Here is a 19,160-nt window from a genome sequence, read left to right as displayed (position 1 = left end):
ATCAGAGATAGGCCATCGGGTCCGCGCCGAAGAGCACGGCGTGGCCATCGGCCAGCAGCCACCAGACCGTCAATCCCGTCAGCGCCGCAGCAAGCAGCATCGGCCCATCAACTGCGATACCGGTTTTGCTCGTAAGGATCGCCGCGAAGGGAATCGTAGCGCTTCCGGCGGCCGTAGCGCTCCATGCACCGCCCAGTCTTTTGCGGGCGCGTTTTTCGGTCATCGCCATTCCGCCAAGCGAAAACAGCGCAAAGCCGCCGAAGAGGATAACGGAGCGCAGATCGCCGTTCGGCACGACATGCCCCAGAGACCAAAACAGAAAACCGACGAGCACCGGGTGCCGCGTGATGCGCACGATTGCCCCCGGTTTTTCTCCCTGCCGCACGGAAATGGAGAGCGGATTGACACTGAGAAGACCGGCCAGCACGAAAAACAGGCCAATCGGCGCTGCCAGAAACGTGACATGCGCCTGCCAGGGCGCAACATCCCAGAGCGGAATATAATCGACCGACAGCGCGGCATAAAACACCCAGCCCAGCGTCAGAAGCGAGACCACGGAATAAGCTCCGAAATAAGCGGGCCGGCCGATGGCCGCAATCAGCCGTCCGCGCACGGCAGGCACAGCGGGAATGGAATGCAGCGCCACGAAGAGCGAAAGAGCGGCGACGAGTTCAAGCATCCGACTGTCTTCTTACTGGTTCAGGAACAGCACCGAAGCAATGGCCACGGAGGCGAGCACGGCGGAAACCGCGCCCATGCGCTGCAGCACTCCCATACGGTACAACAGCACCGCAAAGCCAATGATAATAGGGGTTGCGACAATCAGCCCGACCTGCGCGTCGTTCATGGGAAGCTCCATTTTCCAGAGTTGCGCTTTGTCATGACAATAGTGCTTTGCGCGCTCCCTTCTTTGACCGACCGCAAAGACGCAGGGTTTGAGGACGCCTAAGCGTGGCTTGCTGTTTTACAATTACGGACAAGGCCATGGCGATCAATACGGAAGAGGAAAGCGGGAACCTGCTCCTTTGGATTCTGGTCTGGAGCGAGCTTGCCGCCTTCGGCGCGCTGACCGGCGCCTTCATCATCGCTTTCGCGGTTAATCCCGAGGCATTTGCCGCCGCGCGCCAGCATCTGCAGCCACAGCTTGCCGGTCTCAACACGCTGATTTTGCTGGCAAGCGGCTGGCAGGCGGCCGTGGCGGCCAGCCGCCACACCACGCTGCCGGGTAAAAGGCGGGCGCTTGTCCTTGCCGGCCTGCTGGGTTTCGCTTTCGTCGGTGTGAAGCTCCATGAATATTCCGCCGAAATCGCCTTCGCCTCCGATCCCGCCTATGGCGCGTTCTTCGAGCTTTATTTTCTGCTCACCGCCTTCCACCTGCTGCATGTCGTCTTCGTGGCAATCCTGCTGTTCATCGTCGCAGTCTTCCCGAAAAACGAGAACGTCACGTTGGTGACGACGCTGTGGCATGTCATCGATCTGGTCTGGATCGTCGTTTTTCCCGTTATTTATCTGGTTTGACATCATGATCCATCGCACCTCCCGCAAGCTTGCAAGAAGTTTTGCAGTGCTCGCCATTCTCGTTCTCGCCGGCACGGCCGTCGTCACCTCATGGAAGGCGGCGCTTCTGCCACCGGTTGCCGCCGCCTGCCTGATGCTGCTTTTCGCACTCATGAAATCCAGACGCGTCATCGACGATTTTCTCGGCTTTCGCAAAGAGCGCGGCCTGCTGCGCACGGCACTTCTGGCATGGCCCGCCATCTTCGCCGCGGCCGCGCTTTTTCGGGCGTTCCTGCAGGGCATTTTGTCGCTCTGAAAAGGCCGGCGACGGGACCTCTCCCGTTGTTTGCCAAATGGCAAAGAACGCCGGCGGCAAGCGGCTAGAAAGGGGCGAGACCCGAAGCCTCCCGGAAAATCCCGGCGCGAGGGTTCGATCAAGCCAGTCCGCATAAGCGGTCTTCCGGATGGAAAGGACCATTGGCATGGCAGAACGCCTGACCAAAACAGGAGCGCGAAACGTCTTTTACGGCGGCTCCATCTTCTTCTTCGCCATATTCGTCGGGCTGACCGCCCATAGCCATTATTACATGCGCACCACCTCGACGGATGAAAGCACGCTGACCGAAAGCGTCGCGCGCGGCAAACACGTGTGGGAGAAAAACTCCTGCATCAACTGTCACACGCTGCTCGGCGAAGGCGCCTATTTCGCACCCGAGCTCGGCAATGTCTGGAAGCGCTATGGCGGCGTGGAAGGCAAGGAGACGGCGCGCGATTCCATCAAGGCCTGGATGGCCGCCCAGCCCACCGGCATCGAAGGCCGCCGCCAGATGCCTCAGTTCAATCTCACCGAACAGGAACTCGATGATCTCGTCGACTTCCTTGAATGGACGAGCCGGATCAAGACGCAGAACTGGCCGCCGAACGAGGCGGGTTGAGGTTGACGGCAAGGAGATGACGAGATGAAATACCAGACGCAAAAAGTCGCCATGCTGTATTTTTACGGCGCAATCGGGCTGTTCGTGGCGCAGATCCTGTTCGGCGTCGTCGCCGCCACGATCTACGTGCTGCCCAATACGCTTTCCGAGCTTCTGCCCTTCAATATCGTGCGCATGATCCACACCAATGCGCTGGTCGTGTGGCTGTTGATGGGCTTCATGGGCTCGACCTTCTATCTTCTGCCGGAAGAAACGGAAACGGAGCTTTACAGCCCGAAACTCGCCATCGCGCAGTTCTGGATCTTTCTGGTGGCCGCCGCTGTTGCCGTGGTCGGTTATATGTTCCGCATCCATGAGGGCCGCGAATTCCTCGAACAGCCGTTCTTCATCAAGGTCGGCATCGTTCTCGTGGTGCTGATGTTCCTGTTCAACATCACCATGACGGCGCTGAAGGGCCGCAAGACCACGGTCATCAACATCCTGCTCTTCGGCCTATGGGGTCTGGCGATCTTCTTCCTCTTCGCCTTCTACAATCCCATCAACCTCGCACTCGACAAGATGTACTGGTGGTACGTCATCCATCTGTGGGTGGAAGGCGTTTGGGAACTAATCATGGCGTCGATCCTCGCCTTCCTGATGATCAAGCTCAACGGCATCGACCGCGAAGTGGTGGAAAAATGGCTCTATGTCATCGTCGGCCTGGCGCTCTTCTCGGGCATTCTCGGCACCGGTCACCATTATTACTGGATCGGCGCACCGGGTTACTGGCAGTGGATCGGCTCGCTGTTCTCGACGCTGGAAGTGGCCCCCTTCTTCACCATGGTCATCTTCACCTTCGTGATGACCTGGAAGGCCGGCCGCAAACATGAAAACCGCGCAGCGCTGCTCTGGTCGATCGGCTGCTCGGTCATGGCCTTCTTCGGTGCCGGCGTCTGGGGTTTCCTGCACACGCTGTCTTCGGTGAACTACTACACCCACGGCACGCAGCTGACCGCCGCCCACGGACATCTCGCCTTCTTCGGCGCCTATGTGATGCTGAATCTGGCGATGATGGCCTATGCCATACCGGAAATGAAGAAACGTGCGCCCTACAACCAGTGGCTTTCGATAACGAGCTTCTGGGTCATGTGCACAGCCATGTCGGTCATGACCTTCGCGCTGACCTTTGCCGGCGTGGTGCAGATCCAGCTTCAGCGCGTCATGGGCGAAAGCTTCATGGATGTGCAGGACCAGCTGGCGATCTTCTACTGGATCCGCCTCGGCTCGGGTTTCGCGGTTCTCATTTCGGCGGCCATGTTCATCTGGGCAATCCTGGTCCCGGGCAAGCAGAAACAGGGTGACGTTGCCCGCCTCGTGCAGCCCGCCGAATGAGAAAACGGACCGGCTCTCCTTTTCCCCCGGGGAGCCGGTTCCTTACCATCAAACATGGAGATGACCATGAACACCCTCTTCCGCCCGACACCGCCGCCCCTGCCGGAGGCCCCCTTCTACACGCCGCTCGGCAATGAATGCGTGCTGTTCGAAAGCGCCTGGGTGCGGCAATTGCCGCTTCTGCTGAAAGGCCCGACAGGCTGCGGCAAGACCCGTTTCGTCAGCCATATGGCCGCGAAACTCGGCCTGCCGCTTTCCACCATTTCATGCCACGACGATCTAGCCGCTGCCGACCTGACCGGCCGCTACCTGCTGAAAGGCGGCGAAACCGTGTGGATGGACGGTCCGCTGACACGATCCGTGCGGCAGGGCGGCATATGTTACCTCGACGAGATCGTCGAGGCGCGCAAGGATGTGGCCGTCGTGCTGCATCCGCTTACCGACGACCGCCGCATCCTGCCGCTGGAGCGCACCGGCGAGGTTCTGGAAGCGCCCTCCGGCTTCATGCTCGTCGTGTCCTATAATCCCGGCTACCAGAACCTTCTGAAAAGCCTGAAGCCGAGCACCCGCCAGCGTTTCGTCGCCATTGAATTCGACTTTCTGCCCAAGGAACAGGAAATCGCCGTCGTTTCGCACGAAAGCGGGCTGGATGCGCGCGATGTCGAGCCGCTCGTCGATCTCGCCCACCGGCTGCGCGGCCTGAAGGGCCACGATCTGGAAGAAGGCGTCTCCACCCGCCTGCTCGTTTATTGCGCCAGCCTCATCGATACCGGGCTTCCCGCCCGCCACGCCGTGCGCGCAACCATGATCGAACCGCTGACCGACGAGCCTGATGTGAAGGCCGCGCTGCATGAAGTCGCGGATGCGATCATCCGATAGCGCGCTTTGATATACACACCGGAATGCGCGGTTGCCCCGCGCATTCCGGTCCGATGCCATGAGGATAAACCATGCTGGACTTTCTGGAACTGGAAGAATCCGTCGGCCGCGCCTGGCACAGGCTGATCGGCGAAACCGGCACATGGCTGCGCTTCCCGGATCATGCCGTGAAGCTGGAGGATATGCAGGCCGTGCTGGCCATCTGTTTCCGCGGTTTTGGCGGTGAACATGCGGTGCAGATCGCCCCGGCCCGCGCGCGCACCTCCACACACCGGCTGAGGCTTCGCCAGCGCATGGGCCTAGGCGAAGAAAAGCTCGCCCAGCCCGGCCGCGATCACGCGACGCTGATGTTGCCGCCGGTGCTCGATCTGTTTCCCGACCGCCGCCTCAACCGCGATCTCTATCTCTGGCTCGCCGCCGCCATGGCGCTGATGCCGCTTGAACCGGTCGCGGCCGCCGACCCGCTGCGCAACGATCTCGCCCGGCTCGACCGCGCCGCAGACCTGGCAGAAACCGTAAGCCGTACTTTTCCCGGCATGAAGAACCGTTATCGCCGGCTGTGCGCCGCCATGCTTGCGGTGCGGCAGACGCGGCCTTTACCGCAGGCAGAACAGCGGTTGGAACAACGGGTGTTATTCATGTTGGCCGCGGCGGCAGGGATCGAGGGCTATGCACCGCCCGCCGGTCTTCCGGAAAAAGCGCCGCCGCGCTACCTGCCGATGCTGCCTGTTCCGCTGTGGCCGGACACGTTGCTGCGGGAGACATCCGAGGCCCGGCAGGGCGAGGACCAGCCGGCAGCGGCGGCAGCGCCGCAAGGGGCGGAAGCCGCCCGCCATATCGCCGTGCGTGAAAAGGCGGAGAACCGGCAAACCGAACGCAGCCCCTTTATCCTCAACCGCTTCGAAAAAATCCTCGCCATGGCCGAGATGGTGAATGTCGACCGGCCGGGTGACGACAGCGACGATGCCGACGGCAGTGCGGCGGACGAGCTTGACGATATGACGCTGGGTGAAAGAAAGGGACGGCCTTCCGCCCGCTTCCGCTTCGATCTCGACCTGCCGCCTGAAGCACTGAACCATACCGCGCTGACGGCGGAGCTGACCTATCCCGAATGGGATTATCGCAGCGGCACCTACCTCGCCGACCATTGCCGGGTCATTTCAGGACCGGCGAAGGACGCCGAGACGGCACCGGAACCCGACCCGGACACCAAAAACCTCATCCGCCGGGTCAGGCGGCAATTCGAGGTGCTGAGACCGCGCCACGAGATGTTGCGAGCGCAGCTTGACGGCAATGATCTCGATCTTGACGCCGTGGTGCGCGCCAGAAGCGATATCGCCGCCGGTGGACAGGGCAGCGACCGCATTCATATGGCAAGCCGCCCGCAGGCGCATGATCTTGCCGTGACGATCCTCGTCGACGTGTCGCTATCGACCGATGCCTGGTTCGACAATCGGCGGGTTCTCGATGTGGAAAAGGAAGCTCTGCTGGTGCTTGCCCACGGGCTATCCGCCTGCGGCGACAGTCACTCCATCCTGACCTTCACATCCCGCCGCCGTTCCTGGGTGCGGGTGGAGACAGTGAAGGATTTCGATGAGCCGATGGGCCACACTATCGAGCGGCGCATCGCGGCGCTGAAGCCCGGCTTCTACACCCGCATCGGCCCCGCCATCCGCCACGCCAGCGCCAAGCTGCAAGAAAGACCGGAGCGCCGCAAGCTGCTGCTGCTCCTGACGGATGGCAAGCCGAACGATGTCGATCACTACGAGGGCCGCTTCGCCATAGAGGATAGCCGCCGTGCGGTTTCCGAGGCGCGGCGCTCAGGCGTCAGTGTCTTCGGCGTAACGGTCGACAGCAAGGCGCAATCCTATATTCCGGCCATGTTCGGCCAGAACGGTTATGCGATCGTCAGCAGGATAGCGAAGCTGCCATCGGCGCTGCCGGCAATCTATCGCAGCGTTGCCGGCTGATGCATGTCGCAACGAACCTGACGAATCTCAGGTTTGTTTGCGCGGCGACAATGTCTCCCAACGGCACGGCGGATAGGTTTTTCCAGTCCGCCGGCCGGCCGCACCGCCGGACATCATTCCATCCGCGGCCGTGGAGCCAGCCTATGTCCGAAGCCCAAACCGCAACCAATATAGATGTGCGCATCATTCCGCATCGTGAACGCCATCCGCGCATTTTCGGTGCGCTTGGCGCGTTGACCGAGGGTCAATCGCTGCGGATCACCAGCGATCACGATCCCCGCCCCCTGCTCTACCAGCTCGCCACCAATTTCCCCGGCCAGTTCGGCTGGGAATATCTCGAACAGGGGCCGGAAGTCTGGCGCCTCGATATCGGCCGGCTGGAAGAACAGGCCGAAGGTTCCGATGACGACATGTCCGGCTGCGAATGCTGCTGCGGTTCCGAGCATTGACCCCAGCGCCTGCGGCATGGTGAAAAGACCTCTGGCGGACGGCCCTTGCCGCCGCCAGCCGACAGATGAGGTGATGCAATGACGGAAATGATCAGGGAACTTGATGTCCGGCCGCTTTTGCAGAGTGGCGGCGAGCCCTTTCCGGCCATCATGGAAGCCGTGGCCGGGCTCGCCCCCGGTGAGGCGCTGCGATTATACGCCACCTTTCGGCCCGTTCCGCTGTTCAAGGTGATGGCCGAGCGTGGTTTCGACCATCAGGTCAAGGAAATGGGCGGCGGCGACTGGGAAGTGCTGTTTACGCCGCAATCCAGTGAAACCGAGCAGATTTCCGTTTCGCCGGCGCTTGCGGGCAATGCCCAGGAGCCGCAGATATGGCCCGATCCGGTCATCTATCTCGATCTCAGCGAGGAGACGGCCGAAGGCCAGACGCGCCGCACGATTGCCGCCCTCGACCGTCTTCCGCCGGGCGCCGTGATCTTCGTGCTGACGCTGCAGGAGCCGACCTTTCTTTACCCGGAGCTTCTGGCCCGAGGCCATCAATGGGCCGGCAATTTCGACGAGGCGCGCACGGCGTTTCGTATCTTCATCCGCGCCGGGGCCGGCGCACATTAAACCATCAGGTATCCTCGATAACGAAACGCCCCGGAAATTGCTTCCGGGGCGTTTCGTTTTGGCGGTTTAGCAACGAACACGACTACGCTTTCAGCGGTTTGCGCTCACGCATCAGGATCGGCCCGTATTCGACGCAAAAGAGCCCAAAGCCCACGATCCAGAGAAGCGCCGAGCAGGCGTAAAGATGCATCATCCCGCCGGGGAGAAACTCGACCGCAGGTCTCAAGAGCGCGCAGGCGATCAGCGCGACATAAGCTGCGATGGTGACCCCGCTGGCCGCAAGCTTGCGTCCGGTGTGGCCAAGGCTTGCTCTCGTCATGACCGCAAGCATCATGCAGCCGATCACGCCGACGGTGAAGACATGCAGGACGGACCGTGTGTCCATGACATCAAGAGCCGCCAGAGCGATGGCAATGAAACCGGCGGGGATGAAGGCATAGGCCACATGCAGCACCACCAGCACTTGCTCAGGCCAGGTCGTCCAGCCGCGCCAGCGAATGAGACGCACCGCATGCATGAAAGCTGCCAGAAGTGCCGTGGGCACGGCCACGATGCTCTCGGGCTCTATCGTCCAGACGGCCAGCGCCGCGATGCCGGTGAGGATGGCGGCGGTGTCGAAGCCATTATAGGGTACGGGGAAATCCGTGCGGCCGAAACGGTTCAGCCAGTTGCGAGTGAAACTCGGCACGATCCGGCCGCCGACGATAATGACGAGCACGGTATAGGCCGAAACGGCAAGGCGGCTCGCCATCTGGCTCAGGTCGCCTTCGATCGCCGCCACATGGAAAATTATATTGGCGACGGAAAGCGCCAATAGCCCGCCCAGCACTTTGAGGTCCTTCCACTTGCGCCCGGCAATGACCTCGCGCGCGCAGATCGTGAGAAGTGCCGGCAGGAAAAGTCCGTCAACGGCTGCGGCGGTGACCACGCCCACCGTGTCCGGCACGAGCAGAAGAATCCGGCCCGCGCACCAGAGCGCAAACAGCCAGACCAGCGGTTTGCCCGACACCGGCAGCCGCCCCGTCCAGTTCGGCACGGCCGTCAGTAGAAAGCCGGCCAGCACCGCCGAAGCGAAACCGAACAGCATCTCATGGGCATGCCAGTTCGGCGCACCGTAATCTCCGCCGATGTCGACAAGGCCGGAAAGGGCTGCGATCCACAACACCATCGCCACGATGGCCCAGATGGCGCCGCCGAGGAAAAATGGCCGGAAGCCATAAGAAAAGATAACCGGGCCGGTGCGTGCCAGCCCCCTTGGAATGCCGCCCTTTGGCCGGCTGCGCCCTTCGGTGAGAACGGTTTGGCTACCACTCATTGTAATGCTCCTCGTTTGGTCTTGACTTATGTCTAGACGCAAGCCCGTCTCGCTTCTTTGCGAACAGGCAAAGAGGAGGTGCGACGCCTCCGCATGAAGCCGTAACCGCCTGCCAAAATGTCGCAGGTGGCCCGACGCGCAGTTTGCTCCATCTCAAATTGTATTTCCGCCCCTCCGCTACAAATGCTGTGACAGAGCGAAACATGCTCTGCCCTAGGAGGGACAGGAGAAATATGATGACGGAAACCTTCCACATCACACGGCGTAATATTCTCGCAGGCGCAGCATTTGCAGGGGCTGTAGCCCCCATGGTCATACCATCGGCGGCGAGCGCGGCAGAGGAAAAGAAGGCCGCAGCCAAGCCATTGACGAGCGCGGAAATTGCAGCGCTTACTCGCGTAAAGGTTGCTCTCGTCAAGCCACCCTTCGTGCACGCCCACACGCAGAAAGCCGAAGGTGGACCAAAGATCGTCGAGTTCACCTTGACGATCAAGGAACAGAAAATGGTTCTCGACGACAAGGGCACCGAGGTCCATGCCATGACGTTCAACGGCTCGGTTCCCGGGCCCCTGATGGTGGTGCATCAGGACGACTATGTCGAACTGACCCTCATCAATCCCGATACCAATGAGCTGCAGCACAATATCGATTTCCACTCGGCCACCGGCGCGCTCGGCGGCGGCGGGCTCACCATCGTCAACCCCGGTGAAAAGGCGATCCTGCGGTTCAAAGCCACCAAGGCCGGCGTCTTCGTTTACCACTGCGCACCTCCCGGCATGGTGCCCTGGCACGTCACATCGGGCATGAACGGTGCAATCATGGTGCTGCCGCGCGAAGGGCTGACCGATGGCCACGGCAACGCGCTGGTCTATAACAAGGTCTACTATGTCGGCGAACAGGATTTCTACATCCCGCGCGACGAGAGCGGCAATTTCAAGAAATATGAAAGCACCGGCGACGCTATGGCCGACACGCTGGAAGTGATGCGCACACTGACGCCAACCCATATCGTCTTTAACGGCGCTGTCGGCGCCCTGACGGGGGAACACGCCCTTCAGGCCGCAGTCGGCGAAAAGGTGCTGATCGTCCATTCGCAGGCGAACCGCGATACCCGCCCGCATCTCATCGGCGGCCACGGCGACTATGTCTGGGCCACCGGCAAGTTCAGTAACCCACCGGATCTCGACCAGGAAACATGGTTCATTCCCGGCGGCACAGCGGGCGCGGCCTTTTACACCTTCGAGCAACCCGGCATCTATGCCTATGTCAACCACAACCTCATCGAGGCCTTCGAACTGGGCGCGGCCGCTCATTTCAAGGTGACAGGTGAGTGGAACGACAGCCTGATGCAGGCAGTGCTCGCCCCATCGAGCATCTGACACATACGGAAGCTCGCCGCTACCATCAGGTGCGGCGCGCTTCCCTCTCCAGCTCTATCAGGCCTGATGGCAGGCCCGAACTTTGGCATTCCGAAAACGCAGGCAGGTTCCCATGGGCATTCCCGACAATAGACCTCTTCCCAATAGATTTTCGCTTCTCCTGCCGCTCTCGCTTGCCACGCTGCTGGCGGCGGCGATCGGTTTTCAGTCTGGGATCATTCGCACCGACGACATCGCCAGCGCGGCCGTGACGTCGCCGCTGGTCGTGACCGTGCCCGCAGGCAGTTTCATCTACCGGGCGGAGGGCGAATATTTCCGAAGCGGTTACGCCGTCGATGGACCGATGGTTGAGGTGACGATGCAAAAAAATCTCACCATCATGAAATATCAGGTGTCGAGCGCCGACTATACGCGTTGCGTGGCCGAAGGTGTCTGCCAGCAACCCGAGCCGGGCTTTTCCGGCCCTGTCAGCGGTGAAATACCGGCGACAGGCATCAGCCAGGACGATGCTCGCGTCTATGCAGCATGGTTGGGCGAGCGGACCGGTAGCGTCTGGACCCTGCCAAGTGACGCCGAACTGGCCTTTGCCGCCGGATCGCGCTTTCCCGACGAGATGCTCGGCGTGGAAGCCGCTACCGAGAATCCGGCTTTGCGCTGGCTGGCCGATTATGAGCGCCAGACCAGCCGCAAAGCATCGAGTAATCCGGCCCCGCAACCCTATGGCAGCTTCGGGGAAAACGAATATGGCCTTGCCGATTTCGGCGGCAATGTCTGGGAATGGACATCGAGCTGCAGTCACCGTGTGACGCTGGGCAAGGATGGCGAAGAGATCGATACCGTCGCTTCCTGCGGTATTCCCGTCGCTTCGGGAAAACACCGGGCGGCGATGAGCGCCTTCGTGCGTAACCCGAAAGGCGGCGGCTGTGCCGTCGGCGTGCCGCCCGACAATCTCGGTTTTCGGCTCGTGATGGATACACGCTGGTATGCGCGCCTTCTCGCAAAACTTCGCGCCGCAAACCTGATTTCTTGACAATAATCAATTATAACAAATATTTGATCCATATCATTTGATCTTTTGCCTTCAGTGATAGTGCTGTATGGTCCCATTACAACGAAGGACCGATCCCCTATCGCTGGCTGCAAGCGCTGCGCCGGACCGGCCGATCACCGGAGAAGATGCACGTGAAGATTGACCGAAGCGTCGTCCGGTCGCTGGCTCTGTTTGCCAAAATGGCCGACGATGAGTTGGATGGATTGCTGGCCCACGCCACGTCCCGGCTGGTGCCGGCAGGCGAAGCTATATTCAAACAGGGCCAGTCGGCCACGCATTTCTTCCTGCTCATCCACGGCCGCCTGAAAGTGACCCAGGTGACGTATGACGGTCAGCAGATCATCGTGCGCGTGGTGCATCCCGGCGATCTCTTCGGTTTTGCGAGAGCACTGCAGAGGGCTGATTATCCCGGCACCGCAACGACTGCGGCCGAAAGTGTCATTCTGTCCTGGCAAACCGACCTCTGGCCGCAGTTCGTCGAGCAGAACCCACATCTTGCCGTCTCCGCCATGCAGACCATCGGGCAGCGTCTCGAGGAAGCCCATACACGCATCCGCGAAATGTCGACGCAGGAAGTGGAGCGCCGGGTGGCGCATGCCGTGCTACGCCTATCGCAACAGGCAGGACGCAAGGAGTTTGACGGCATTCGTATCGACTTCCCGATCTCGCGTCAGGATATAGCGGAAATGACTGGAACAACGCTGCACACCGTTTCTCGAATCCTTTCCAGCTGGGAGGGCAAGGGGCTAATACAGGGCGGGAGGCAGAAACTTCTCGTCTGCAATCTGCCGGGCCTTGCCCAGTTGGCGGAAGGGGAAGCCAGCCAAGTCTAAGAGTGGAGCCGCCTCCTAAAGCCATGCCCCGACTTCGCTAAAAACCTTGTCTGGGCCGGTCGGCCGCGCGGCTTTCGGTCAACGAGTTTGCTACGCTTTCGATGCAGGCTGATGCCGATTGGCACTATGTTAACCGACATTTTTTCTTGGCGCAGTCAGGCTAAGCATTTCTCGTCACGCTATCTCATTGAAGCCGACGACAAGGGTGCGACGCATTTTTGGTTGGAACAAAAGGATCCCTACGCCGGGCCAAAGACTTGAAGCTTGCGACTTCCACCTGGCCGGTGGGTGGATGCGGGCCCCGCCTCGATTCACTACACGAACCGTACGCTGCTTCCCTCAAAGACATGCATGTTCAACGACTTTGTCGCTGAGGTATTTCTGCGCGAGAAATACGCGGAGCAATTTCCTGGAAGCCTTGGGTGAAGTACCTATCAATCGGTGCAGGCTCTAGAACCATTTCAAACCATGCACCCGGCAAGCCGATTTAAATCACATTGATTTCCGTCATTAAATTAGACATCGGCTTTTGTATCAAGCATTTGCTTCCCGTAACAGGGATGGCGATTTTTCTATTTTATCGGTCGGAAGAATACCCCACGTGCGGAGGGCCGCCGGTTGATAGTGCCTCTGGGCGGCATCACTGCCCGTTGTGAGCGCACTTCTCCAAAATGAGCCTCTGCCCACCTCCCCTTCCCGCTGGATCCGGCCATTGATCGCCCTCATCGAGGAACCCAACACCACACGCCGGCGCTTCTCGAACAGGCTGGGCCAGACAACATTGTTGGCGGGTCCTGTTTCATCCTCAATGGTGATGAACATGACCCCCTTGGCAGAACCCGGCTTCTTTCTAACGAGAACCAGGCCTGATGTATAAACCCATCTGCCGTCACGCGCCGTCATCGCCTCGTGGCAGGTAATGATGTTTCTCTGCTGAAGGTCCTTGCGCAGAAAGGCCATCGGATGCTGTCGCAACGTCAAACCCGTATGGCCATAGTCTTCGACGACATCGTGTTCCTCGGTCATTTGCTTCAGCACAACCTTCGGCTCGTTTTGCTCGGCGATCGTCGCCATCTCGCGTTCGGCCGCTGCGGCGAATAGGGGTAGAGGTTCATCACGCAAGGGTTTGATAGCCCAGAGCGAACCACGACGCTCAAGCTTCAGGCCCGGACCATAGGCGTCAGCTTGGGCGAGTTGGACGAGCGCTTCGGTTGGCACACCGGAACGGCACCAGATATCCTCCACCGACGCGAAGTCGCTGTTCATCCGTGCGGCGACGATGCGCGCCGCGTCAGCAATCGCCAGTCCTTTTACCTGCCGAAACCCGAGACGGACAGCATGCCGACCGCCGTTGCCGATCTGCTCAAGTGTACAGTCCCACCGGGATCGATTGATACAGACTGGCCGGACCTCGATGCCATGAGCGCGGGCATCACCGACGATCTGAGACGGCGCGTAAAATCCCATGAGCTGGGAGTTTAGCAAGGCAGCACAGAAGACATCTGAATAGTGGCACCTGATGAAGTTGGAGACATAAGCAATCAAAGCGAATGACGCTGCGTGGCTTTCGGGAAATCCATAAGAGCCAAACCTTCGAGCTGGCTAAATGTCTTTTCTGCGAATTTCGCCGTGTAGCCGTTCTCATATTGTTACTAGCTGCTTGCTGACGGCAGTGAGAAGCCGTCCACGGTCCTCTCAGTCGTTCCCTGAGTTTCTGTCCGTTTGGTTATCGCCTGGATTTGCCCCTTTCTGATATTGAATTTACACGGGGTCAGGGGTTTCAAGGTCGAGTTGGTGGATTATTGCGCTTGCTAATTGAGCAACGCATGGCTATTGCGTGCAGCAAGACCCAACGTTGATCGCTGGCATTGCACACCGGTCTTGGGAATTCGGCGCGAAATGTCTCGGATCGAGTACCCAGCGAAAGGATTTTCGAGCTCCGCCCGCATGTGCGTAAGAGGTGGGGGATCGACGCAGTTTACAAATAGTGCGCTTTATGCCGACTGTTTGAGAAACGCATCGATCGACGCAGCCGCGCATTCGCTGTCCTGGGCTGGCGTTCCTGAACTTACGCCGACGGCGCCGACGACCTGGCCGTCGACGACAACTGGAATCCCGCCCGCCACGATGGACAAACGGCCGCCGATTGCAGTGTTGATACCAAAGGCCGGCTTGCCAGGCTGGCTGGCCTCCCCGTAAGATTCTGTCGTGCGCTTTGCCCCCGCTGCGGTAAAGGCCTTGTCCTGAGCGATCACGGTGCTGGTGATTTTTCCACCATCCATGCGCTCGAAAGCAATCAACTGCCCCGACTCGTCCGTCACCGCGATGCACATCGGAACACCGATTTCGTCGGCTTTTGCCTTCGCGCCGGCGATCAGCACTCGTGCATCTTCCAGGTCCAGCCTCTTGATTGTCAGCATGGCATTATCCTTTATAACTGCGGTGTATGAGTTTGGAGGTTATATCCGGCCGGCCGTTGTCCTGCGCGAGAAAGGCAAGAGCAGCGGAGCCAATCAGACCGGAATTGTGCCCCAAATTGGCGCGCACGACTTTGACGTCCTTGAACCCCGGCATTGCCCACTCGTTGATGTAATTTTGAATGCCTGGTTGGAGCCGCTCAAACTCGTTAGAGAGTCCGCCGCCAACGATAACGGTATCGGGTGAAAAAATGTGTATCAGGCTAGTGAACCCGCGACCGAGGATCTCGGCCTCCTCGTCGATCAGTTTGTTGGAAAGGTGGTCGCCGTTTCGCGCGGCGGCAAATACATCGCGACTGTGGATCTCGTTTCCATTTGCCCCAAGTGTCGTATCACCGCATTCGGCGGCCCGCATGCGGGCTCGGCGTGTGAACGCTGTGCCAGAGCCGTAGGCCTCAAAGCAACCTCTGTTTCCGCATGGGCATAGTTCACCATTCGGAATCACGGACATATGCCCGATATGGGCGGCCATCCCCCTTCGTCCGCGAAGAACACGCCCATCAGTGATCGCGCCACCACCAATTCCCGTGCTGACCGTCACATAGACAAGGTTGTCCACGCCCTTGCCGGCGCCGAACTGCCACTCGCCGATCGCCGCGGCGATGCCGTCATTTTCCAGGCTAACAGGAAAGGGGAAGCGCCTTTGAAGCTCCGCTCTCAACGGAAAGTCCGCAAAGCCGGAAAGGGTTGGAATGTTTCGCGCAACCCCGGCAACGGTGTCAATTGGGCCAGGGGCAGATACACCAATACCAACTACATTCGAAAGATCAGAGGTCGCCAGCAAGGCGTCTGCAAGCCCGCGAATTTGGGCAAGAATACGATCCGGACCTCCATGCGCGTCCGTTCTTTCCTCACGTCTTGCGATGACGTTACCCTGCTCATCGACAAGCGCGCCCCTGGCTTGCGTTCCGCCCAAGTCTATCCCGATGGCAATCTGCTGCATGTCCGGACCAAAATTTAGAGTTCACGAAGCCACGTCATTCGCTCATCCAGCGACGGAGCATTGAAAGCGAGCGAGCCAAGCACAACCGTTTCGGCACGGGATTGTCGGAGGAGAGGGACCGTATGCTCACGGATGCCACCATCGGCGGCGAGAATGGTGCGCCGCTTTGCCCCAGCCTCTCCAATCAGTTGTCTCGCCTGAAGCAACCGGTCGCCGGCCGCCTCGTTAAGGCCCTGACCCTTCACGCCGATTGCTGTACCAAGGAGTGTTACAAAGCGAAGCCTCGGGATAAACCGTTTGATCCGTTCAACCGGGGTATCTACTTTGAGCACCATGCCCGCAGCAACTTTCCGGCGGTCGATAAGATCGAGCGCGGCATCCGCAACAGCATCGTTTTCGACGTGGATGCTGATGAGATCACTCCCAGCGTCTGCAAATTGGTCGATCTGGGACAAGATGATATCATCGTCCACCATCAGATGAACGTGGATGGGGCGCGCGGAGATCTTCCGCACCGCCGCGACAAGATCAGGAAAGAACAACATCGCCGGCGCAAAATGGCCGTCAGCCACATCGATGTGAAGAATGTCGACATAGGGATCGACGCGGCCGAGGTCCTCGCCGAGGCGCACGAGGTCTGCCGACCATACCGAGAATTCGGCAATCAGACGATCGCGCGGCAGGTCGTCAATCCAGTCAGGTGAAATAACTGACATCGGCTAGAGCTCCTTCAGAAAATTGCGCATGGCCGCATGAAAATCGGTCACATACTGGGTTCGATCGGTAACCTTTGGCGTGATCTCCAAAAGGCGTGCATGTGCAATGTGCTCTGCAAGGGCGCGCGCATACGCCATCGGGTGAATCAGATCGTTTTCGTGCCCGATTACCAACGTCGGGATGGATAAACTGGCGACCTCGTCCTCGGTAACCCCTGGACCGTCGTTCGCGATCGCCGTGATGAGTGCAGTGGTGACTTCAATAGGCTGGCGTGAAAAGAAGCTAAGCAGGGAGGTCAGATTGTCCGGAGCGCCAACTGCAAGGCGTTGCCCAACTTCCCCCGAAACGAAGGCTTGTTTGGCGGTCTCGGGGTCAAGAGTAGCCAGCAGACGGCCCACCTCTGCATTTGGCGCCATGTTTTGCGGCGCGAAAGCAGTTACCCAGGCCGGCCGCGCCATGATGAGTGCCCGAACGAGATCAGGACGCTGGATCGCCAGGCGCAAGGATATGGCTGCCCCCATCGATATGCCGCCAACGATGACAGGCGCGTCAAGCTCCTGCTCGATGAAGTCGGCAATGTCGCTCGCGAACGTGGCGATAGACAATTGTGCCAGATCGCCCGGCTCCGACGCACCATGGCCCCGCGCCTCGAGCGTTATGCGGCGGAACCCGCACCCGGACGGGAAGGCTTCCCGGGTCTGGCCTGCGTCGCCGCAAAGTCCATGCAGGAAAACGACGGGCGGCCCGTCGCCCTCGACATCGACGTTAAGGCGGCTTCCATCTCTCGTCACGAACTGGCGGGTAGGGCTCATTGGTTCGCCCCGGTTCTCAGTTTTGAGGCAAGGAACGCGGCAACGCCTTCGGCCTCCGCGGCGGATAGACCATGGGTGATCAGGCTACCGCCGAAGCCTATGGCGGCAAGGCGACGAAGATAATAATTGTAGTCCAGAACGCCCTTGCCGGCGGTCGCAAATCGCCCGTCGCTGGCCCGGTCCTTGGCATGTGCCATCACGATCCGATCGGCTAGCAGGTCGATTGCCGAGGAAACAATCGTCTGCTGCTCTTCTGGCGTTTCGACCTCAAATAAGTTCGCCGGATCCAACACGATCTTGAGACGTGGGCTCTTTAACTCGTCAATCAGCTGGCGGGCCTTCGCGGCTGAATTAATGACATTGGCGAGTTCGGGTTCAATGCCGAGATCGATATCGTAGCGATCGGCAATTTCGATCGCAGTGCCCATTGCTTCGACAAGGTCACGCCAGGCTTCGGGCGTGTTGTTGTCCGGGTGCTCCTTCCATTGGTCGACAGGATCGCGCGTGCCGGTGCAAAGCGTGATGAGACCTGTCGACATGGCGGCACAACGCTCCGCCAGAACGGCCAACCTGCGGTGGCCGGCGTGGCGCACGGCAAGGTCTGGGTGGATCATATTGTAGGTGCCCGAGACAGCGACAATTTCGACACCGGCCACAGCAGCAGCATTCGCCACCGCGCGCGCCTGCTCCTCGCTGATCTCGTCCGGCATAGGGGCAAGACCCGAGCAGGCCATATTGTACTGCGTGGCCGAAAATCCTGCGTTGGCGACGGATTTGAGTACCGGGCCCGGCTCGGTACCCTCAAAGGTTTTGGCGAAAATTCCGAGCTTCATCACACACCACCCGTTACATCGGCAAGCGCGACCGGTTTGCCGCTTTCTACGGAGCGGGCAATGGCGACCATCGCCTGTACAGATGCCAGCCCATCATTGATATCGGCCCCTTCCATCGATGCCTTATCCAGGATCGTGCGCGCAAAGCTCTCGACCTGACGGCGGTAGAAATGGCCGTCGGCGCCAAGCACGCGATGGGTCGCGCCGTCAGCTTCGCGGAAAATGTCCACTTCGCTGGATTTGTAATACCAGGGGTTATAGGTCTTTCCGAGAATGCTGCCGTTCTTGCCGTAAATCTGGAACCCTTCGTGCCAGTCCATCCGGACCTGGACGGTGAGGTCGAGATGGCCGAGCGTGCCGGAAGCAAACTCGACATCAACGAACCAGCACCAGATGCCGGCCCGTTCAGAAAGACGTGCATGGACCGAGACGATATCGCCCGCAAAGTAGCGGGCGGTATCGATCAGATGGCAGCCATGGGCCAGCATGTAGTACCGCCGCAGGTCGGCCTTCGGATTTTGGGAGGGCTTTCTGGCATTGGCGCTGGTGACGATCAGCGGTTGGACCGCATCGGTCATCGGGTAGCGATGGGTGTTGTCGCAGTACCAGGCCTTCAGGGCGATCAATTCGCCCATTTCATCGCTGATGAAAGACTTTGCCGCCTGCAAACCTGCGTCGAAGCGTTTCATGTGGCCGACCTGCAATATCTTGCCGGACTTTTCGACCGCGTCCTTGAGAACGAGGCATTCCTCGACCGTCACGCCGATCGGCTTTTCGCAAAGGACATGCTTGCCGGCTTCAAGTGCTTTGATTGATGCAGGGACGTGGAAGGCGTCGGCCGTCGCGATGATGACGGCGTCAAGGTCCGGATCGGCCAGCATCGTGTCATAGTCGTTGTAGGTCTTCTGCGCACCATGTGTGATTGCCATGCGCTCGCGCAGATCGTCGGCTACATCGCATATGGCGTAGAGATCGGCGTTGACCGCTTTCGTGCAGCTTTCGAAGTGAGCGGCCTGTGCGATTTGTCCCGCACCGAGTACGCCTATACGGAGACGACGTTCCTGTTTTGCTGGCATCGGAAATTTCC

Annotated in this window: 20 protein-coding genes and 1 pseudogene; 11 read left to right on the top strand and 10 right to left on the bottom strand. The window is 59.8% G+C overall.

Annotation, left to right across the window (positions count from 1 at the left end; genetic code table 11):
- Position 1: 1 nt before the first annotated feature.
- Positions 2-679: an NnrU family protein gene (locus tag ACZ5A6_RS25100; protein WP_112403099.1), complete on the bottom strand. Its 678-nt coding sequence runs from the start codon at positions 677-679 to the stop codon at positions 2-4.
- 12 nt (positions 680-691) lie between these two features.
- Positions 692-847, bottom strand: coding sequence for a hypothetical protein (locus tag ACZ5A6_RS25095; protein ID WP_003520964.1), 156 nt, complete (start codon positions 845-847; stop codon positions 692-694).
- Positions 848-984: 137 nt separating this feature from the next.
- On the opposite strand from ACZ5A6_RS25095, the gene ACZ5A6_RS25090 reads away from it, so the two are divergent.
- The 8 genes from ACZ5A6_RS25090 to ACZ5A6_RS25055 all read left to right on the top strand — a co-directional run bounded on the left by ACZ5A6_RS25090 (position 985) and on the right by ACZ5A6_RS25055 (position 7,713).
- Entirely contained in the window at positions 985-1,518 is a 534-nt protein-coding gene (locus tag ACZ5A6_RS25090) for a cytochrome c oxidase subunit 3 (RefSeq protein ID WP_112403101.1), read from the top strand.
- Between the two features lie 4 nt (positions 1,519-1,522).
- Positions 1,523-1,813 carry a hypothetical protein gene (locus ACZ5A6_RS25085; protein ID WP_065659068.1) on the top strand — a complete coding sequence of 97 codons (291 nt, stop codon included), beginning with the start codon at positions 1,523-1,525 and terminating at the stop codon, positions 1,811-1,813.
- Between the two features lie 166 nt (positions 1,814-1,979).
- Positions 1,980-2,432, top strand: coding sequence for a c-type cytochrome (locus ACZ5A6_RS25080; protein ID WP_065659067.1), 453 nt, complete (start codon positions 1,980-1,982; stop codon positions 2,430-2,432).
- Between the two features lie 24 nt (positions 2,433-2,456).
- Positions 2,457-3,803 (top strand): cbb3-type cytochrome c oxidase subunit I, encoded by a 1,347-nt coding sequence (locus ACZ5A6_RS25075; RefSeq protein WP_112403105.1) that lies wholly within the window; start codon positions 2,457-2,459, stop codon positions 3,801-3,803.
- A gap of 66 nt (positions 3,804-3,869) precedes the next feature.
- Positions 3,870-4,682: a CbbQ/NirQ/NorQ/GpvN family protein gene (locus tag ACZ5A6_RS25070; protein ID WP_112403163.1), complete on the top strand. Its 813-nt coding sequence runs from the start codon at positions 3,870-3,872 to the stop codon at positions 4,680-4,682.
- Positions 4,683-4,753: 71 nt separating this feature from the next.
- A complete protein-coding gene (locus tag ACZ5A6_RS25065) occupies positions 4,754-6,652 on the top strand; it encodes a nitric oxide reductase activation protein NorD (protein ID WP_112403107.1) in 1,899 nt (632 codons plus the stop codon).
- 143 nt (positions 6,653-6,795) lie between these two features.
- Positions 6,796-7,101 (top strand): DUF2249 domain-containing protein, encoded by a 306-nt coding sequence (locus ACZ5A6_RS25060; RefSeq protein WP_162692056.1) that lies wholly within the window; start codon positions 6,796-6,798, stop codon positions 7,099-7,101.
- Between the two features lie 78 nt (positions 7,102-7,179).
- A complete protein-coding gene (locus tag ACZ5A6_RS25055) occupies positions 7,180-7,713 on the top strand; it encodes a DUF2249 domain-containing protein (RefSeq protein ID WP_112403109.1) in 534 nt (177 codons plus the stop codon).
- 82 nt (positions 7,714-7,795) lie between these two features.
- Here ACZ5A6_RS25055 and ACZ5A6_RS25050 read toward each other — a convergent pair whose 3' ends face one another.
- Positions 7,796-9,028 (bottom strand): NnrS family protein, encoded by a 1,233-nt coding sequence (locus ACZ5A6_RS25050; RefSeq protein ID WP_112403111.1) that lies wholly within the window; start codon positions 9,026-9,028, stop codon positions 7,796-7,798.
- 236 nt (positions 9,029-9,264) lie between these two features.
- Between ACZ5A6_RS25050 and nirK the strand changes: the two genes are divergently transcribed.
- The 3 genes from nirK (at position 9,265) to ACZ5A6_RS25035 (ending at position 12,291) form a co-directional block, all read left to right on the top strand.
- Complete coding sequence (gene nirK, locus ACZ5A6_RS25045; RefSeq protein WP_112403113.1) at positions 9,265-10,407, top strand: copper-containing nitrite reductase; 1,143 nt, start codon at positions 9,265-9,267, stop codon at positions 10,405-10,407.
- Positions 10,408-10,519: 112 nt separating this feature from the next.
- Entirely contained in the window at positions 10,520-11,437 is a 918-nt protein-coding gene (locus ACZ5A6_RS25040) for an SUMF1/EgtB/PvdO family nonheme iron enzyme (protein ID WP_112403115.1), read from the top strand.
- Between the two features lie 152 nt (positions 11,438-11,589).
- On the top strand, positions 11,590-12,291 hold the full coding sequence (locus tag ACZ5A6_RS25035; RefSeq protein WP_112403165.1) for a Crp/Fnr family transcriptional regulator: 702 nt from the start codon (positions 11,590-11,592) through the stop codon (positions 12,289-12,291).
- Between the two features lie 534 nt (positions 12,292-12,825).
- Here ACZ5A6_RS25035 and ACZ5A6_RS25030 read toward each other — a convergent pair.
- From ACZ5A6_RS25030 to ACZ5A6_RS25000, 7 genes and pseudogenes are all read right to left on the bottom strand, one after another.
- Positions 12,826-13,934 (bottom strand): annotated as a pseudogene (locus tag ACZ5A6_RS25030) (helix-hairpin-helix domain-containing protein); the annotation flags it as partial.
- Between the two features lie 351 nt (positions 13,935-14,285).
- Positions 14,286-14,711, bottom strand: a complete 426-nt coding sequence (locus ACZ5A6_RS25025) for a GlcG/HbpS family heme-binding protein (protein WP_065659049.1) — start codon at positions 14,709-14,711, stop codon at positions 14,286-14,288.
- A gap of 4 nt (positions 14,712-14,715) precedes the next feature.
- The gene (locus ACZ5A6_RS25020; protein WP_112403118.1) at positions 14,716-15,711 is read right to left on the bottom strand and encodes an ROK family protein; all 996 of its coding nucleotides are present in this window, start codon (positions 15,709-15,711) and stop codon (positions 14,716-14,718) included.
- A 14-nt stretch (positions 15,712-15,725) separates the two neighbouring features.
- The gene (locus ACZ5A6_RS25015; protein ID WP_065659047.1) at positions 15,726-16,427 is read right to left on the bottom strand and encodes a ribulose-phosphate 3-epimerase; all 702 of its coding nucleotides are present in this window, start codon (positions 16,425-16,427) and stop codon (positions 15,726-15,728) included.
- Between the two features lie 3 nt (positions 16,428-16,430).
- On the bottom strand, positions 16,431-17,240 hold the full coding sequence (locus ACZ5A6_RS25010) for an alpha/beta fold hydrolase (protein ID WP_112403120.1): 810 nt from the start codon (positions 17,238-17,240) through the stop codon (positions 16,431-16,433).
- Complete coding sequence (locus ACZ5A6_RS25005; protein ID WP_111800562.1) at positions 17,237-18,073, bottom strand: sugar phosphate isomerase/epimerase family protein; 837 nt, start codon at positions 18,071-18,073, stop codon at positions 17,237-17,239. The genes ACZ5A6_RS25010 and ACZ5A6_RS25005 overlap by 4 nt, the downstream gene beginning before the upstream one ends.
- Positions 18,073-19,149 carry a Gfo/Idh/MocA family protein gene (locus ACZ5A6_RS25000; RefSeq protein WP_065659044.1) on the bottom strand — a complete coding sequence of 359 codons (1,077 nt, stop codon included), beginning with the start codon at positions 19,147-19,149 and terminating at the stop codon, positions 18,073-18,075. The genes ACZ5A6_RS25005 and ACZ5A6_RS25000 overlap by 1 nt, the downstream gene beginning before the upstream one ends.
- Between the last annotated feature and the right edge of the window lie 11 nt (positions 19,150-19,160).

Source organism: Agrobacterium sp. 6Ca8 (assembly GCF_055382765.1).
This window is presented reverse-complemented; position numbering and strand designations above follow the sequence as displayed.

Excerpts from the sequence above, each read along its gene's own strand:
- ACZ5A6_RS25100 (WP_112403099.1), bottom strand. The coding sequence starts at position 679 with ATGCTTGAACTCGTCGCCGCTCTTTCGCTCTTCGTGGCGCTGCATTCC.
- ACZ5A6_RS25095 (WP_003520964.1), bottom strand. The coding sequence starts at position 847 with ATGAACGACGCGCAGGTCGGGCTGATTGTCGCAACCCCTATTATCATT.
- ACZ5A6_RS25090 (WP_112403101.1), top strand. The coding sequence starts at position 985 with ATGGCGATCAATACGGAAGAGGAAAGCGGGAACCTGCTCCTTTGGATT.
- ACZ5A6_RS25085 (WP_065659068.1), top strand. The coding sequence starts at position 1,523 with ATGATCCATCGCACCTCCCGCAAGCTTGCAAGAAGTTTTGCAGTGCTC.
- ACZ5A6_RS25080 (WP_065659067.1), top strand. The coding sequence starts at position 1,980 with ATGGCAGAACGCCTGACCAAAACAGGAGCGCGAAACGTCTTTTACGGC.
- ACZ5A6_RS25075 (WP_112403105.1), top strand. The coding sequence starts at position 2,457 with ATGAAATACCAGACGCAAAAAGTCGCCATGCTGTATTTTTACGGCGCA.
- ACZ5A6_RS25070 (WP_112403163.1), top strand. The coding sequence starts at position 3,870 with ATGAACACCCTCTTCCGCCCGACACCGCCGCCCCTGCCGGAGGCCCCC.
- ACZ5A6_RS25065 (WP_112403107.1), top strand. The coding sequence starts at position 4,754 with ATGCTGGACTTTCTGGAACTGGAAGAATCCGTCGGCCGCGCCTGGCAC.
- ACZ5A6_RS25060 (WP_162692056.1), top strand. The coding sequence starts at position 6,796 with ATGTCCGAAGCCCAAACCGCAACCAATATAGATGTGCGCATCATTCCG.
- ACZ5A6_RS25055 (WP_112403109.1), top strand. The coding sequence starts at position 7,180 with ATGACGGAAATGATCAGGGAACTTGATGTCCGGCCGCTTTTGCAGAGT.
- ACZ5A6_RS25050 (WP_112403111.1), bottom strand. The coding sequence starts at position 9,028 with ATGAGTGGTAGCCAAACCGTTCTCACCGAAGGGCGCAGCCGGCCAAAG.
- nirK (WP_112403113.1), top strand. The coding sequence starts at position 9,265 with ATGACGGAAACCTTCCACATCACACGGCGTAATATTCTCGCAGGCGCA.
- ACZ5A6_RS25040 (WP_112403115.1), top strand. The coding sequence starts at position 10,520 with ATGGGCATTCCCGACAATAGACCTCTTCCCAATAGATTTTCGCTTCTC.
- ACZ5A6_RS25025 (WP_065659049.1), bottom strand. The coding sequence starts at position 14,711 with ATGCTGACAATCAAGAGGCTGGACCTGGAAGATGCACGAGTGCTGATC.
- ACZ5A6_RS25020 (WP_112403118.1), bottom strand. The coding sequence starts at position 15,711 with ATGCAGCAGATTGCCATCGGGATAGACTTGGGCGGAACGCAAGCCAGG.
- ACZ5A6_RS25015 (WP_065659047.1), bottom strand. The coding sequence starts at position 16,427 with ATGTCAGTTATTTCACCTGACTGGATTGACGACCTGCCGCGCGATCGT.
- ACZ5A6_RS25010 (WP_112403120.1), bottom strand. The coding sequence starts at position 17,240 with ATGAGCCCTACCCGCCAGTTCGTGACGAGAGATGGAAGCCGCCTTAAC.
- ACZ5A6_RS25005 (WP_111800562.1), bottom strand. The coding sequence starts at position 18,073 with ATGAAGCTCGGAATTTTCGCCAAAACCTTTGAGGGTACCGAGCCGGGC.
- ACZ5A6_RS25000 (WP_065659044.1), bottom strand. The coding sequence starts at position 19,149 with ATGCCAGCAAAACAGGAACGTCGTCTCCGTATAGGCGTACTCGGTGCG.